At 55.6% G+C, this 13,951-nt stretch carries 13 protein-coding genes; 8 read left to right on the top strand and 5 right to left on the bottom strand.

The features are described 5' to 3' along the window. Window positions 1-9: 9 nt before the first annotated feature. Both AABC73_RS15475 and AABC73_RS15470 read right to left on the bottom strand, forming a co-directional pair. Window positions 10-1,254 (bottom strand): efflux RND transporter periplasmic adaptor subunit, encoded by a 1,245-nt coding sequence (locus AABC73_RS15475; protein WP_341519943.1) that lies wholly within the window; start codon window positions 1,252-1,254, stop codon window positions 10-12. A 187-nt stretch (window positions 1,255-1,441) separates the two neighbouring features. Then, the gene (locus AABC73_RS15470) at window positions 1,442-2,077 is read right to left on the bottom strand and encodes a LysE family translocator (protein ID WP_341519942.1); all 636 of its coding nucleotides are present in this window, start codon (window positions 2,075-2,077) and stop codon (window positions 1,442-1,444) included. Between the two features lie 144 nt (window positions 2,078-2,221). On the opposite strand from AABC73_RS15470, the gene AABC73_RS15465 reads away from it, so the two are divergent. Beyond that, the gene (locus tag AABC73_RS15465; RefSeq protein WP_341519941.1) at window positions 2,222-2,704 is read left to right on the top strand and encodes an Lrp/AsnC family transcriptional regulator; all 483 of its coding nucleotides are present in this window, start codon (window positions 2,222-2,224) and stop codon (window positions 2,702-2,704) included. Window positions 2,705-2,743: 39 nt separating this feature from the next. Here AABC73_RS15465 and AABC73_RS15460 read toward each other — a convergent pair whose 3' ends face one another. Next, on the bottom strand, window positions 2,744-4,306 hold the full coding sequence (locus AABC73_RS15460) for a Fic family protein (RefSeq protein ID WP_341519940.1): 1,563 nt from the start codon (window positions 4,304-4,306) through the stop codon (window positions 2,744-2,746). 1,037 nt (window positions 4,307-5,343) lie between these two features. Between AABC73_RS15460 and AABC73_RS15455 the strand changes: the two genes are divergently transcribed. The 3 genes from AABC73_RS15455 (at window position 5,344) to ggt (ending at window position 9,055) form a co-directional block, all read left to right on the top strand. Then, window positions 5,344-5,769 (top strand): VOC family protein, encoded by a 426-nt coding sequence (locus AABC73_RS15455; protein ID WP_010656575.1) that lies wholly within the window; start codon window positions 5,344-5,346, stop codon window positions 5,767-5,769. A gap of 113 nt (window positions 5,770-5,882) precedes the next feature. Continuing rightward, complete coding sequence (locus AABC73_RS15450; protein WP_341519939.1) at window positions 5,883-7,142, top strand: cation:dicarboxylase symporter family transporter; 1,260 nt, start codon at window positions 5,883-5,885, stop codon at window positions 7,140-7,142. A gap of 248 nt (window positions 7,143-7,390) precedes the next feature. Beyond that, on the top strand, window positions 7,391-9,055 hold the full coding sequence (gene ggt, locus AABC73_RS15445; RefSeq protein WP_341519938.1) for a gamma-glutamyltransferase: 1,665 nt from the start codon (window positions 7,391-7,393) through the stop codon (window positions 9,053-9,055). 154 nt (window positions 9,056-9,209) lie between these two features. Here the strand turns inward: ggt and AABC73_RS15440 are convergent, their stop codons facing one another. Then, window positions 9,210-9,599, bottom strand: a complete 390-nt coding sequence (locus AABC73_RS15440; protein ID WP_341519937.1) for a helix-turn-helix domain-containing protein — start codon at window positions 9,597-9,599, stop codon at window positions 9,210-9,212. Window positions 9,600-9,711: 112 nt separating this feature from the next. Between AABC73_RS15440 and namA the strand changes: the two genes are divergently transcribed. From namA to AABC73_RS15420, 4 genes are all read left to right on the top strand, one after another. Further along, window positions 9,712-10,752: an NADPH dehydrogenase NamA gene (gene namA / locus AABC73_RS15435; protein ID WP_341519936.1), complete on the top strand. Its 1,041-nt coding sequence runs from the start codon at window positions 9,712-9,714 to the stop codon at window positions 10,750-10,752. A 68-nt stretch (window positions 10,753-10,820) separates the two neighbouring features. Beyond that, window positions 10,821-11,204 (top strand): nuclear transport factor 2 family protein, encoded by a 384-nt coding sequence (locus AABC73_RS15430; protein WP_099549809.1) that lies wholly within the window; start codon window positions 10,821-10,823, stop codon window positions 11,202-11,204. Window positions 11,205-11,273: 69 nt separating this feature from the next. Next, complete coding sequence (locus AABC73_RS15425; RefSeq protein WP_341519935.1) at window positions 11,274-12,293, top strand: alpha/beta hydrolase; 1,020 nt, start codon at window positions 11,274-11,276, stop codon at window positions 12,291-12,293. A gap of 210 nt (window positions 12,294-12,503) precedes the next feature. Beyond that, window positions 12,504-12,962: a nuclear transport factor 2 family protein gene (locus tag AABC73_RS15420; RefSeq protein ID WP_341524250.1), complete on the top strand. Its 459-nt coding sequence runs from the start codon at window positions 12,504-12,506 to the stop codon at window positions 12,960-12,962. Window positions 12,963-13,015: 53 nt separating this feature from the next. Here the strand turns inward: AABC73_RS15420 and AABC73_RS15415 are convergent, their stop codons facing one another. Beyond that, a complete protein-coding gene (locus tag AABC73_RS15415) occupies window positions 13,016-13,891 on the bottom strand; it encodes a LysR family transcriptional regulator (protein WP_341519934.1) in 876 nt (291 codons plus the stop codon). Between the last annotated feature and the right edge of the window lie 60 nt (window positions 13,892-13,951).

The following is a 13,951-nucleotide window of genomic DNA, read 5'->3' as shown; positions in this document are numbered from 1 at the left end:
TATAGTCCCTTAACCGCGTGGCGTAGCAGTGCTGGCGACTTTGACGGCCACTTTAGGCGGCGTCACTTGCGGCAGATTGCTGGCTTCGAGGGCTTGGCGTTGTTTGAGAAGAGCGGCGAGGGTTTCAGCGCTGGCCATCTGCGTTACTTCAGGATCTACAGGCTGACCGGGACGTACGCGCTGCAGTCCTTTGACGACAATGGTGTCGTCCTTATTCAGGCCACTGCGTACGATGCGCAAGCCTTCGACCTTCGGACCCAGTTCAACCGGGCGATAAGCCGGTTTGTTGTCCTTGTCCATGACCAGAACAAATTTCTTGCCCAGATCGGTACCGACGGCCTCGTCGTTGATCAGCACCGCTGAATACGTGCCGCTGCCGACCAGTTTGAGCCGCGCATACAAGCCTGGGGTATAGCTGCCGTCGGCGTTATCAAACACGGCCCGACCGCGAATGGTGCCGGTTTTCGGGTTGACCTGGTTGTCGACGAAGTTCATCTGGCCTTCGTGGGGATTGCCTGTCTCGTTGGACAGACCCATATAGACCGGAGTGGTCTGGCCGCGTTGGCCCTTGCGTGCCAGTTCGGTGTACTTGAGGAACACACGTTCGTCGGCATCGAAATAGGCGTAAACCTTGTCGGTGGACACCACGCTGGTCAGCGCCGTGACATCGGCGGTCACGATGTTGCCGGCAGTAATCTCCGCACGACTGACGCGGCCGCTGATTGGGGAGGTCACGCGAGTAAAACTGAGATTCAAACGGGCCAGATCAAGCTGGGCCTGGATCGCTGCCACGCCGGCCCTTGCTTCCTGGGCGCTGGTCGTGCGCGATTCGGCCAGTTCGGCAGAAATTGCGTTGTTGGTACGCAGACGCTCGCCGCGTTGGGCTTCGTTATCAGTGCGGGTTGCGGTGGCGCGAACTTGTTGAAGCTGGGCTTCGAGGCGGCGGACTTCAGACTGGAATGGGCGGGGATCGATCTGGAACAGTACATCGCCTTTCTTGACCAGGGCGCCATCGGTGAAGGCAACCGAATCGATCTGGCCCGAGACCCGAGGACGGATTTCCACGGTTTCCGGCGCTTCTAGGCGTCCGGTGAGCTCGTCCCATTCATTGATCGGTTGCTCCAGCACTTTGGCAACGCTGACTTTCGCAGCTGCCGGAGCCATCGTCGCTTCAGGCGCCCGACCGCAGGCGCTGATCACCACCAGGGCCAAAGCGGCGAGGGGGTAGCGCAAATGATTGAATGTCTGAGCCATTGAAAAATCCGCCGATAGTATTGAGATGGGCGGATTCTGTTCTGAGGGGTGTTATTGCACGAATCGAATGAAGCAAAGGTCAATATCATTCGGAATGATATTGATCATCCTCCAGCCGGTAACAATCGAAGGCTATCAAAGTTACCGGCTCACAGAAGGATCACTCTGCCAGGAATCAGTCAGACGGTTACTCGGGGCTGCCAGTCACGGCCAGGCGAGCTCCGAACCCGATAAGCACCGCAGCGAAAGTCCAGCGCTGCACAGTCTGCATCAAGGGATGCCGTTCTATCCAGTTGCCCAAGGCGACGCCCGCCATCGCGTAAATGAAATCGAACAGCAACCCGATCGCCACCAGTACCACGCCAAGCAACAGGAATTGACCGGGCACGCTGCCAGCGTCGGCCTGCACGAACTGCGGCAGCAACACCGAACAGAACAGCAGCGCCTTGGGGTTGGTGATATTGGTCAACAAGCCGCGCCGCATGGCGGCAAGGTAGGCCGTCGATGACGCCTCGGTTGCTGCCGTGGAAAGGTGCGGTGCGAGGGTTGAGGCCCGCGCCAGCTTGATTCCCAGCCAGACCAGATACGCCACTCCGACCACTCTGACCATTTCAAACGCCCAAGGCACCGTTTTGAGGAGTGTTGCAAGACCTGCCGCCGCCAACGTGACGTGGGCAGCGCGCGCCAGACCCAGACCTATTGCGGTAGCTATTGCTTGTCCGCGTCCCTGGGTACTGGAGGTCTGCAGCAACAACACCATGTCAGGCCCTGGGACGAGAAAAACGACGAACAATGCGCCAATGAACATACCGAGATTTGCCATGCCTGCAAGCCGTCCGCCATTAAATTAGGAAGCCAGAATTATAATTTCTGACGGATCGGGCCATGTTGCGATGTACGTCGTCATGAGGGTTATTATTGGCATATCATGCTATTCAACATTATAAATAGTTGAGTTTATGCCAATATGAAACTTGATAACCTTGACCGGCGAATTCTCGGTGCACTTCAGCGCGACGCCCGACTGACCAACGTGCAGCTCGCGGAAGAAGTGGGGCTGTCACCGTCCCCGTGTCTGCGCCGTGTTCGCCTGCTTGAGGAGGCCGGCATCATCCGTGGTTATCACGCCGATGTGGATCGAGCCGGCATTGGCTTGGGGTTGACCGTCTTCGTGGGAGTGAAGGTCGAGCGTCATCATGACGAGGCATGGACTGCCTTTCGCAATGCGGTGGTTCTCTTGCCGGAGGTGGTGTCGTGCCACCTTGTATCCGGCGAATCCGATTTTCTCTTGCAGGTGCTGGTGCCGGATTTATCGGCCTATGAGAGTTTTCTGCTCGGTTCGCTGCTGAAGCTGCCGGGCGTCAGGGACATTCGGAGCAATTTCGCCATTGCCACGGTCAAGGCACAGGCAGCCATCCCACTTGGGCATCTGCCCCACGCGACGCAGTAATCTCAATAGGTGGTCAACACACGAGCGGGCCTGTCGGCTTCAAAGCCGTGAAGTCGAAGACTCTTCGACGCTCCCCACGTCTCGATCTTCGAATGCTGAGCGCACGGCTTGCACAACACGTTCCGCTCGGTGAACATCGTCCAGCTGCGGATACGCTTTCTTCAATTTGCCGGAGACCTGCCAGCCATTTTCCTTGAGCGAGCGAATGATGCGGTTCGCGTCCTGATCCGGCATTTCCAGCACCTCTTTGAGTCGCTGCTGGGCGCGCTGGAAAATGACCAGTACACGGGCCTCATCGGCCATCTCGGTACGGATCGTGTGCGCCACGACCTCTGCCGTGTACAAGACGTGTTCGGTCAAATCGGGATAGCGCCATGCGAATTGCGCGTCGTCATAGTCATCGAAAACCAGGTTGCTCGAGGTGCCGTCCTCGTAGACGACGAGTTCGCCAAACCGATGGGACGCTGCGTAGCGCTGCATGAATGGCCGCGAAAACACCTCCAGCGTGCGATCGTAGCGAGCCCGAAAATCGATCGAGCTGGTGATGGTGGCCGACACCGGCAGGATCACGCCATCAGGCACTGCCTTATCGCGGATCAGGGTGTCGTTGATCAGGAAACGATGGATCCGACCATTGCCGTCCCGCATGGGGTGGATGTACACAAAGGCGAAGGCGATTGCAGCTGCCCGGGCCAGCGGCTCGGCGCCCCGTGTTGCCAGCTCGAATGCCTTCAGACCCTCGAGCAGTTGCGGTATCTGCGCAAATTGCGGCGCGATGTAGTGCACGATATCTTCGCGCATGGTCGCCTGTCCTACGAAGACCGGCGATTGCCGCAGGCCCAGTCCGATGGACTCTTGACCCAAAATACCGGCTTGCAACGTGTGCAGGCTATCGTTGCTCAACGGATCCTTGATATGGCCGCAGTACTTGGCGATCACGTGGGCAAACCGCTGGATCCTGTCGGCCTGATCGGCCTCTTTCTCGATCAGAAAACTCGCACGCGACTCTTTGAACGTCAGCCAACTGGCCGTGCGCATCAGGATGTCGGCGCCAAAGGTCTGGTTCAGCTCGCGCAGTGCCGCATCCAGATCAAATTGCAGCGCCTGCTGGACGGTATCGGTACGCCGGACCAGGGGGCAGAACTGCGGCACGCCGGGCAGATTGTCGTTGATGCGCCAGCGCCGTATCCGCAGTGGCTCAACGCGGGTCAGGTACTGCTGCGATGAAAAGGCGTCGACATAGCCACCATTGGTCACATCGGGCACATCCAGATGTTGTCCGGTTAGCCACTCGTACAGGAATCCGGTGCGGCGGGCATATTGGCCAAAGGGCGCTTGCCGGCACCAGGCCTCGATGGGCTCTGGACCGGCAGCCGCAAACAGACGGGCGAAAAACTCGAGGTGAATTTCTTCGTACTTGAGTCCAAATTCAAAATGCCCGGCAAAGTCGTCCGTTGGCTGGTAGCTGGCGGGATACTTGTTCTCGACGCGTCCGTTGCTCACGCGGCTCCTGCGCGTCGTACCGATCACCGATTCCACACGTAGGGGTTGTGCAAGTGCGATAGCGTAGCGATCGGCGAGTGCCTTGAAGCCTACTTGCATGCTCGAATCCCCTAGCGAGAGCTAAAAAATGATAACCAGAAGGGGATAGTACGCGAAAACAATAATTCTGTGAGCGCAAAAACGTTAACGTTCACATGAATTTGATAATTTTTAAGCTGTTCCTGGCGAAAATGATAATAAAGCAAGTAATCCGTCGAGCCCGTACGTTGTAGGCATTGCTGCCAATCAGAGACTGTCCGGATCGCCAAAGAACATTTTGACTTGGCTCTAGAACAGTAGTTTCAGCTTGAAAAAATTGAATTATGCCCCCAGTTATGCCCCCAATTGCACCGAGTGTATAAGCGATCGCGAATGGCGATTTCTGACGCGGATCTGGGTGGTCGTGGCTGGTATGCAGTGCGCCTCCGTATACTGGATGAGCAACCCGAATGGGGCAAATCCGTGGTCGCTCGGAAGAGGGATATGGGTTATGAGTTGATATCCCTAAGCGGACTTTTCGGGTCTGTCTCTCTGCATCTATCCAGAAATTGGCTCGCGAGATGCTCATGCTCTGCGCGATGTTGCAATGGCGCGGTTGTCAGGGGGGGCGATCCGCGTGTCCATCGGCAGTTGGGGCGTAATGCCAGGCGCCTAGACACGGAATCAGCATTGAGACGGGGCCGCTGATCTCCGATAGTTCGGAGGCGCTTTTACAGGCTGCTGTGGAGGGCGCTGGGAATCATTCTGACGCCTGATTGGCTGGCCGGTGCGGCGGTGCGCGATGGCACGCTTGTACAAATATTGAGGCAATGGGAAGGCCCGGCACCGGGTGGGATCTATGCCGTGATGCCCCCGGGGCGGTGGGTTCCGACGAAGACAAGGGTGTTTGTCGATCAAATTACCCATGCGACTCAGGGGGGCTGGGAGCAGTAAAAAGAGATTACCGATTAACAAAATAAAATTGTGCTTTTGAAAAATTTATATTGATTTTTTTAAGTTGGTTCGGCTTTAGCATAAATCCACCTTCAAAAAGCCGTCGGGCAGCGACCACGGTGTCCGGCACCATAAACCAATAAAAAATTGTTATCGGAGTCCTGATGAGTCTTTCTCCTTTCCACCTCGCAATCCCTGTGTATGACCTGGCTGCTACGCGCACCTTTTACGGTGAGGTATTCGGCCTTGCCGAAGGCCGCTCAAGCGAGCAGTGGGTAGATTTCGATTTCTACGGCCACCAGTTGGTCATCCATGAACACCCGAAGACTGCTTCTCAGGAAAGCGTGCACAGCAACCCGGTAGACGGCCACGACGTACCGGTTCCGCACTTCGGCATCATTCTGGAATGGGCTCAATGGGAAGCACTGGCCGAGCGTTTGAAATCCTTCGGTACCAAGTTTGTTATCGAACCTTACATTCGCTTTAAAGGCCAAGTCGGCGAGCAAGCCACCATGTTCCTGTTCGACCCGTGCGGCAACGCGCTTGAGTTCAAAGCGTTCAAGGATATGAGCCAGCTCTTCGCTAAATAATAAAAATCTGGAGCACGTTAAAGCGTGCTCCATGAAAACATAAATGAGCTGGAAGCTCATGAATCTAGCTACTGCCGTCACGCAGTCCTTTCATTCCAACAAAAAGGCTAGACATGAAACGTATCACCTTAGTTTGGCAAATCGTTGCCGGGCTGTTGCTTGGCGTGCTCGTGGGTTGGTATTTCAATACCCACCCGGAAAATCTAGTTTGGGTCAGTACCGAAATCCTTAAACCGCTCGGTGATATCTTCATCAAGATGATGAAGATGGTCGTCGTGCCGATTGTTTTCTGCTGCATGATCCTCGGCATTGCTGGGGGCGGTGATAACAAATCGTTCGGTCGCATGGGCGCAAAGTCGTTGATCTACTTCTTTGCAATCACCAGCCTCGCCATCGTGCTCGGCTTGTGTTTCGCCAACATTTTCGAGCCGGGTAAAGGCACCGAAATCGCGGGCATCGCGCACAACGCAGCAGCCGTGCATATGGAACCGTCGAAAGGCGCGCTGATCATCCTGCAGAACATCGTGCCCGATAACGTGATTGTCGCGATGTCGGAAGGGAAGTTGCTGTCGGTGCTGTTCTTTGCGGTGCTGCTGGGCATGGCGTTGAACACGTTGCCCAAAGCCAAAAGTGCGCCGGTTGTAGCAGTTGTGCAGGGCTTCTCCGACGCAATGTTCAAGGTGGTGTCGTTTGTCATGGCCTACGCACCGATCGGTGTATTCGGCATGATCGGCGCCACTGTAGCGACCTTCGGATTTGCCTCTTTGCTGCCGTTGCTCAAGTTGATCGGTGTGGTGTACCTGGCGCTGATTACCTTTGCCCTGGTGATACTCGGCGGTATCTGCTACCTGATCGGCGAAAACGTCTTCAAGTTGATCAAGTACTTCCGCGATGAGCTGATTCTGGCCTTCTCCAGTGCAGCTTCTGCGGCTGTCATGCCGCAGCTGATGACCAAGCTGGAAGCCTATGGTGTGCCTCGGCGAATCGTCAGCTTCGTGGTGCCGGTGGGTTATGCGTTTAACCTGGACGGTGCTTCGATCTTCCTGGGTGTGGCGACGATCTTCATAGCCCAACTCTATGGCATCGATCTTTCGTTGACTCAGCAAATTCTGCTGGTGGTCACGATGGTGCTGACGTCAAAGGGCGCTGCGGGTGTACCTGGGTTCGCCATCATCATTCTGTCGGCTACTTTGGCGTCTGCCGGGCTGCCGCTGGAAGGGGTCGCGTTGATTGCCGGGATCTTCCGGATCATCGACAGCGGCACTACCACCTTGAACGTGCTGGGTAATGCAATCGCACCCCTGGTTATCGCCAAGTGGGAGAAAGCCCCCCTGGAGCGAAAAAGTTCAGTAGGGGTCGAGCAGAACGCTTAATCAGCGACACACAAGAGCCTTCCACGTTAACCGCGTCGAGGGCTCTTTTTTTGGCTGACAAACCAATAAGAAGTTGTTGCGTGTTGATTCTTTTCAGGCGCCCGGGTGCTCGGTTCAGATAAATAATCGTGCCCTGTTAGTTGCCACTGTGCTGCCAATATTTATAAAAAAACAGGTGGTCTATGTGCAAGAAATCAGTGTTCTATCGGACGCGTCGCTGCGTCGCACTATGGATGGTGTTGCTATTTATGGGAACTTATCAACTGGCGGTCGCCAGCCCACGCACGGCGTTGACGCACTCTGCGGTGGCCGTACCTGACCAATTTACTGCGGACACCGCCAACGCAATCTTTGCCAGAGGCGGGAATGCCGTGGATGCGGCTGTCGCCGTTGCCTTTTCCCTGGCCGTGACCTACCCCGAAGCCGGGAACATCGGCGGCGGCGGTTTCATGACCGTCTACCTCAAGGGCAAACCCTACTTTCTCGATTACCGCGAGCGTGCGCCGCTGAAAGCGACGCGAGACATGTTCGTCGACAGCTCGGGTAAAAAAGTGATTGCTGCCGACCAACCGCAAGGCAGTGTGATCGGCCACCGGTCGGTGGGCGTGCCGGGGACGGTCGCCGGTCTGTGGGAAGCGCACAAACGTTTTGGCAAGCTCAAATGGACGCAGCTGATCGAACCGGCCATTCACTATGCGCGCCATGGTTTCGTCGTCGATGAAGCACTGGCCAGTATCGCTACGAGCGAAAACGAAAAACGCTTCGCCGGTAAAACCAACTTCGCTGAACATTTCGGCAAGCTGCAGGCCGGTACCACCTTTAAGCAGCCCGAACTTGAGGCGGTACTCCGACGCATCGCCGCGCAAGGTCCTAAAGGATTCTACGCCGGTAAAACCGCTGCGTTGATCGTGACCGATATGAATGCCAATGGCGGGCTGATCAGCACGCAGGACCTGGCCGACTACAAAGCCGTGTGGCGAGATCCCATACAAGCCAACTGGAATGGCTTCCAGATTGTCACCGCTCCACCGCCCAGCTCCGGCGGGGTCGCGCTGGTGCAACTGTTGAAGATGAAAGAGATGCGCCGCGAGGATTTCCAGGGCGTGCCGCTCAATTCCGCGCGCTATATGCACCTGGTGGCGGAGATCGAGAAGCGGGTGTTTGCCGATCGGGCGCAGTACCTGGGCGATCCGGATTTTTACACGGTGCCGGTGCATGAATTGATCGACGAGCACTCCCTGGCGGGCCGGGCGTCGCAGGTCAATTTGTCGGTCCCTTCGGACACCAATAAGGTTGTCGCCGGTCTGAATATTGAATCGCCGGAAAAACCCCAGACCACGCACTTCTCAATCGTCGATAAATGGGGCAATGCCGTTTCCAACACCTACACGCTCAATGGCTTTTTCGGCTCCGGTGTGGTCGCAGAAAAAACCGGTATTTTGCTAAATGATGAGATGGATGACTTTTCGGCACTGGCGGGGGTGCCCAATCAGATGGGCGTCGTGGGCACTGAGACCAATGCTATCGAACCCGGAAAGCGGCCATTGTCTTCGATGACTCCGACGATTTTCCTGAAGGACGGCAAGGTCGCCCTGGTCATTGGTACACCGGGTGGCTCGCGGATTTTTACGTCTATCTTCCAAGTTGTCAGTAACGTGTATGACTTCCACCTAGGGCTAAAAGACGCGGTGGGTGCGATGCGCTTTCACCACCAGTTGCTGCCTGCCAACACGATCTTCTGGGAGCCCTATGCGCCAATTTCCGGGCAACTGGCGGCGGACCTTGATGTCGCTGGCTACTACCTGGCTAACCAGGGCTTCAACGGTGATATTCAGGCAATCCGCGTTGAGCACGGCGTGCCTGAATCCGTATCTGATCCCAGGGGGAGGGGCGTCACGTCCATCGCCAAATAGCGGGTCAATTCGCTCGTCTGGTTAACGAGCATTTGGCCAGAAGCACTCGCTAAGGGGGGGCATCCAGGTGGATCGAGATCCACCAGTGCCCACGCCCCAGTGCTAGTTCTTTATCCTGCGCTGAGGCGTTCGCTTGCCTGACAAGAATCTAAAGTTAGGCGAGCGATTCAAATGAAATTGCATCAATCTCAGCGCGCCTGAATGCCAGGATTGCATGCTCATGCACCGCTCCCCACTCCCGCATCGCGCTGATCAGTGGGGCAAGCGTGTTGCCTAATGCTGTTAGGGAATACTCGACCTTAGGCGGGACCTCTCGATAGATTTCGCGATGGATAACCTTATCTGTCTCCAGCTCTCTGAGTTGTAGTGTGAGCATTCTCTGGGTCACATCTGGCATCAGCCGACGCAATTCGTTGAACCGCTTCGTTCCTGACATCAGATGGAACAGTATGAGCGATTTCCATTTGCCGCCGATGACATCCACCGTAAAGGCGACAGGACAGGCAAACGCTTCAACTTCACTCTGTGGGGTGCATTTCTTCAAAGGGATCTCATAGGTATAAAAAATGTACCTACAGCACAAAAATGTGCGTACTTACGCAAATCGGCTATGCACATTATCATTATTCCATATCGATCACTATGGAATTAGTTAGATGAGTTTGCTGCTGTCTCCTCATGAAATCAAAGGCCTTAAACTGAAAAACCGCGTCGTTATGTCGCCGATGTGCATGCACATGGCTGCCGGTGACGGCTTTGTCACTGAGTGGCACCGAGTGCATTACGGTGCTCGCGCGTTGGGCCAGGCGGGGCTGATTTTCCCAGAAACGCTGGCAGTCCACGCCGACGGTCGTATCGGGGCAGGTGACCTCGGTATCTGGAGTGACGCACACATCGTCGGCTTGAAAGCGCTGACCGAACTGCTTCACAGCTTTGGTGCAAAAGCCGGTGCTCAGATCGGCCATGCGGGGCGCAACGCTGACCTGCCCAATCTAATTCACATCGCGCCATCGGCTATCCCGTTCACGGAAACCAGCCCTGTGCCTCGCGCACTCGCGGCTGACGAAATTCCGGGTTTGGTAAAGCTCTACGGCGATGCTGCACGACGTGCCAGCGAAGCGGGCTTTGATGTACTAGAGATCCATGCCGCACATGGTTATTTGCTGAATGAGTTTCTCTCTCCACTCGCCAATACCCGCGACGACGAATATGGCGGTGATGCCAAGCGTCGCTATCGTTTCCTGCGCGAAGTGCTGGAGGAAGTCAAAACCCATTGGGGCGATCGTCCTCTGTTTGTTCGTATCTCCAGCTCTGATTACGCCGAAGGCGGGAATACCCCCGAGGCGTTCCTTGAATACGGTCGCTGGATGAAAGAGCAGGGCGTCGATCTGATCGACTGCAGCTCCGGCGGGATCAAGATGATCAAGGTTCAGACCTATCCTGGTTACCAAGTACCGGCCGCTGAGTTGCTGCGCAAAGAATTGCATATTGCGACGGGTGCGGTGGGTGTCATCCAGAGTGGGCGTCAGGCCGAAGAAATCCTGCAAAACGGCCGAGCTGATTTGGTGTTTGTCGGCCGACAAATGCTGCGTGATCCGTTCTGGGTGCGCACTGCAGCAGATGATTTGAAAGAAATCATTGAGATCCCTGCTGCCTACACGCGTTACGGCTCTGTATGGCTTGATACCAAAGCCTGAACTTGTCCACGTCGAACGCGCGCCGCTGCGGTGCGCTAATCCTCAATCCAATGAAGCAGGAGTTAACCATGAGCAAACCTACTTACGTACACGAATACCACGCCATCACCGAGGTGCTGAACCAGTACATCGAGGGCTGCAAGCAAGCAAAAAGCAGCCTCATGAAGCCTGCTTTCAATGAGCAAGCGACCATGTTTAGCGTCGATGGCGACGGTAAGCTGGCCGGTGGCGCAATTCCAATCCTGTTCAAGGGGATTGATGAGGGTTTTCGCCCCTCTCCAGATGCACCGGCAGCTATCGTCCGCATTGAGATTGTCGGTACGGCGGCTAGCGCGCGCATCGACGCCAACGACATGTCAGGCATTTCTTTCACCGACTTTTTCCATCTGCTGAAAGTCGATGGCAAGTGGACGGTCGTCAGCAAGATCTTTCACACCCACGTCGCGCCTTGAACCTCTGTCGTCCTTGAGTCTGCTGTAGCTGATTGCTTCCCGGCACTCAGCCATACAAATGGAACCGTCATGAAAACCCTTACCTCCGCTCTCGCTTTTACGGTCGTTACTCTTGCGCCGGGTAGTGCCTCCGCCACCACATACCCGGGAGTTGAGCACAACACGGCGAAACTCTTGCAATCGCTTGAAGGTGTGTCGACGCTCGATTCCATGAAGCCGGTCGATGCCCGTGCCGCGCTGGCGGGCGCCCAGGCTGCCCCTCAAGTGGCCTTGCCGGCAGCTGATGTCAGTGAGAAGACGATCCGCGTCAACGGCAGCGATCTGAAGTTGACCATCGTGCGCCCGGTCGGTAGCCAACAGAAGACGCTGCCCGCGTTCATGTATTTCCATGGCGGCGGCTGGGTGTTGGGCGACTTCCCGACCCACGAACGACTGGTGCGTGACCTGGTGGTAGGCTCGGGTGCGGTGGCGGTCTTCGTCAACTACAGCCTCTCGCCAGAGGCGGCATATGGCGTCGCCACCGAGCAAGCCTATGCCGCGACAAAATGGGTCGCCGAACATGGCGAAGATATCAAGGTAGACGGCACTCGCCTCGCCGTAGCCGGCAATAGTGCTGGCGGGAACATTGCCGCCGTAGTTGCCCTGATGGCGAACGAGAAGGGTGGACCTGCACTGCGCTCGCAAGTGTTGCTGTGCCCAGTGACAGATTCCAATTTTGACACGCCGTCGTACAAGGAATTTGCCAACGGCTATTTCCTGACGAAGGACATGATGGCGTGGTTTTGGGACAATTACGCACCCGACGCCGAGACACGCAAACAGATTTACGCTTCTCCACTGCAGGCCACGACCGAACAGTTGAAGGGCTTGCCGCCGACGCTGATCCAGACAGCCGAATTCGATGTCCTGCGCGATGAAGCTGAAGCTTACGGCCGCAAGCTCGACGCTGCGGGTGTGCCTGTGAAGACGGTTCGCTACAACGGCATGATTCACGATTTCGGTCTGTCGAATGGCTTCAGCCATCTGCCGACGCCGCGCAGCGCAATTGCGCAGGCATCTCAGGAACTCAAAAGCAACCTGAGCAAGTAATTTCAAAAACAACGAACCCGCAGGTCACGGTGAAACTGCGGGCGTCGTTATTGAAAACATATCGTTATCTCACTGCGCGGCTGCCTGCGCACAGCAAATTCCATGAGCGTCTGATGGGTTTTTGTGGTTGAGCATATTTCAATAATTACATTCCTTGTGAAGAGCGGCTAAATGAAATTTATATCTATTAAGCAGTTGTTTTTTGTCGGCTTGATTTCGAGCCTTGGCGCGCTGGCTCACGCAGACAACTCACCGAGCAGTCCGCAAGTAGTCAGTAGTAAAACAGTCAGCAAAGCTACATATGTAGAAGACTATCAAGCTATCACTAAGGTGCTTAATACGTATATTGAGGGTTGCAAACAGGCCAAGAGCAGTATCATGAAACCCGCTTTCAATGAACATGCGACGATGTACAGCGTCGGCGCCGATGGCAAGCTGGAAGGCGGGGCGATTCCAATCATGTTCGAGGGGATTGACAAGGGTTTCCGCCCATCTCCGGATGCGCAAGCTGCTATTACTCGTATTGAAATCGTCGGTAATGCCGCGAGTGCTCGCATTGACGCCACCGGCATGTCCGGCCTCTCTTTCACCGACTTCTTCCATCTGCTGAAAGTAGAAGGCAAGTGGACGGTTGTTAGCAAGATTTTCCAAACGCATGCAGCGCCTTAATTGCTGTTTACTCCGTTCGGCATGTTCTCCAATATTCCAATGATGTTTGGCGTCTAATGCTTCTTCACGGCCTGCTCAATAATCAGCTGAGCCAGTAATTTTACTGGCTCGGTAAGGCTGCGGCGTGCACGATGAATCAGACCGATGTCGCGATGGAATGTACGTTGTTTCAGGTCGATCGCGCGCACTTCAGCAGGCCATTCCTTACGAGTGGCCGTTTCCGGTACCAGGGCCACACCGACGCCATTCGCAACCAGTTTGATGATCGCGTCCAGCTCATCGAGTTCGCAGACTTCATGCAATGAAAAATGGGTTTGACGCAAGAACCTATCAACCTGGCGCCCGCCAAAAGATGAACGGTCATAGCGGATAAAGGGTTGGCTCGATACCAATTCAGCCCAATCGTCTCCCGGCATATCGGCGGGGACGATCAGCCGGTAAGGTTCTCGCGCCAAGGTTGTCCAGCGCAGATCACTGTGAAGCGAGAAGGGCGGGCGGATGATCGCGGCCATATCGATTTCGCCTGAATCGACTTGGTTCACCAACTCCATCGACAAGCCGGGGAGCACTCGCGTCCTGCATTGCGCAGATCGTTGATGAAATTCAGCCAGGGCTTCTGGCAAGAAGGAGCGCTGAACCGAGGCAATCGCTCCAATGGTGACCAAAACGTTCGCAGGAAGACCCACCGATGTCGAGCCCAGATCTTTAAATTGGCGTACCAGTTCCTGACCCTGCGCCAAAACCTGGTGACCCATTCGATTTAGCTGAGCCGAGCGTCCCTTACGGTCGAATAGCTGTACCCCTAGCTCCGCCTCAAGGCGTTGCATCTGGGCGCTGACGGCGGCTTGGGTGAGGCCGATTTTGCTGCCGGCAGCCGCAAATGTGCCTTCTCTCGCCACAGCGATAAGTGTTTTCAGTTCTTTGATCATGCTCAAATAATAATTATGTTTTGCTTCGAAATATATTTATATTTTTGTCGCTGAAGCGCT

This window comes from Pseudomonas sp. G.S.17 (assembly GCF_038096165.1).
Taxonomy (GTDB): domain Bacteria; phylum Pseudomonadota; class Gammaproteobacteria; order Pseudomonadales; family Pseudomonadaceae; genus Aquipseudomonas.
Note: the sequence above shows the minus strand (reverse complement) of the source record. Positions and strands in the feature narration are given on the sequence as shown.

Bases quoted from the DNA above. Each gene is read 5' to 3' on its own strand.
- AABC73_RS15475 (WP_341519943.1), bottom strand. From the start codon at position 1,254: ATGGCTCAGACATTCAATCATTTGCGCTACCCCCTCGCCGCTTTGGCC.
- AABC73_RS15470 (WP_341519942.1), bottom strand. From the start codon at position 2,077: ATGGCAAATCTCGGTATGTTCATTGGCGCATTGTTCGTCGTTTTTCTC.
- AABC73_RS15465 (WP_341519941.1), top strand. From the start codon at position 2,222: ATGAAACTTGATAACCTTGACCGGCGAATTCTCGGTGCACTTCAGCGC.
- AABC73_RS15460 (WP_341519940.1), bottom strand. From the start codon at position 4,306: ATGCAAGTAGGCTTCAAGGCACTCGCCGATCGCTACGCTATCGCACTT.
- AABC73_RS15455 (WP_010656575.1), top strand. From the start codon at position 5,344: ATGAGTCTTTCTCCTTTCCACCTCGCAATCCCTGTGTATGACCTGGCT.
- AABC73_RS15450 (WP_341519939.1), top strand. From the start codon at position 5,883: ATGAAACGTATCACCTTAGTTTGGCAAATCGTTGCCGGGCTGTTGCTT.
- ggt (WP_341519938.1), top strand. From the start codon at position 7,391: ATGGGAACTTATCAACTGGCGGTCGCCAGCCCACGCACGGCGTTGACG.
- namA (WP_341519936.1), top strand. From the start codon at position 9,712: ATGAGTTTGCTGCTGTCTCCTCATGAAATCAAAGGCCTTAAACTGAAA.
- AABC73_RS15430 (WP_099549809.1), top strand. From the start codon at position 10,821: ATGAGCAAACCTACTTACGTACACGAATACCACGCCATCACCGAGGTG.
- AABC73_RS15425 (WP_341519935.1), top strand. From the start codon at position 11,274: ATGAAAACCCTTACCTCCGCTCTCGCTTTTACGGTCGTTACTCTTGCG.
- AABC73_RS15415 (WP_341519934.1), bottom strand. From the start codon at position 13,891: ATGATCAAAGAACTGAAAACACTTATCGCTGTGGCGAGAGAAGGCACA.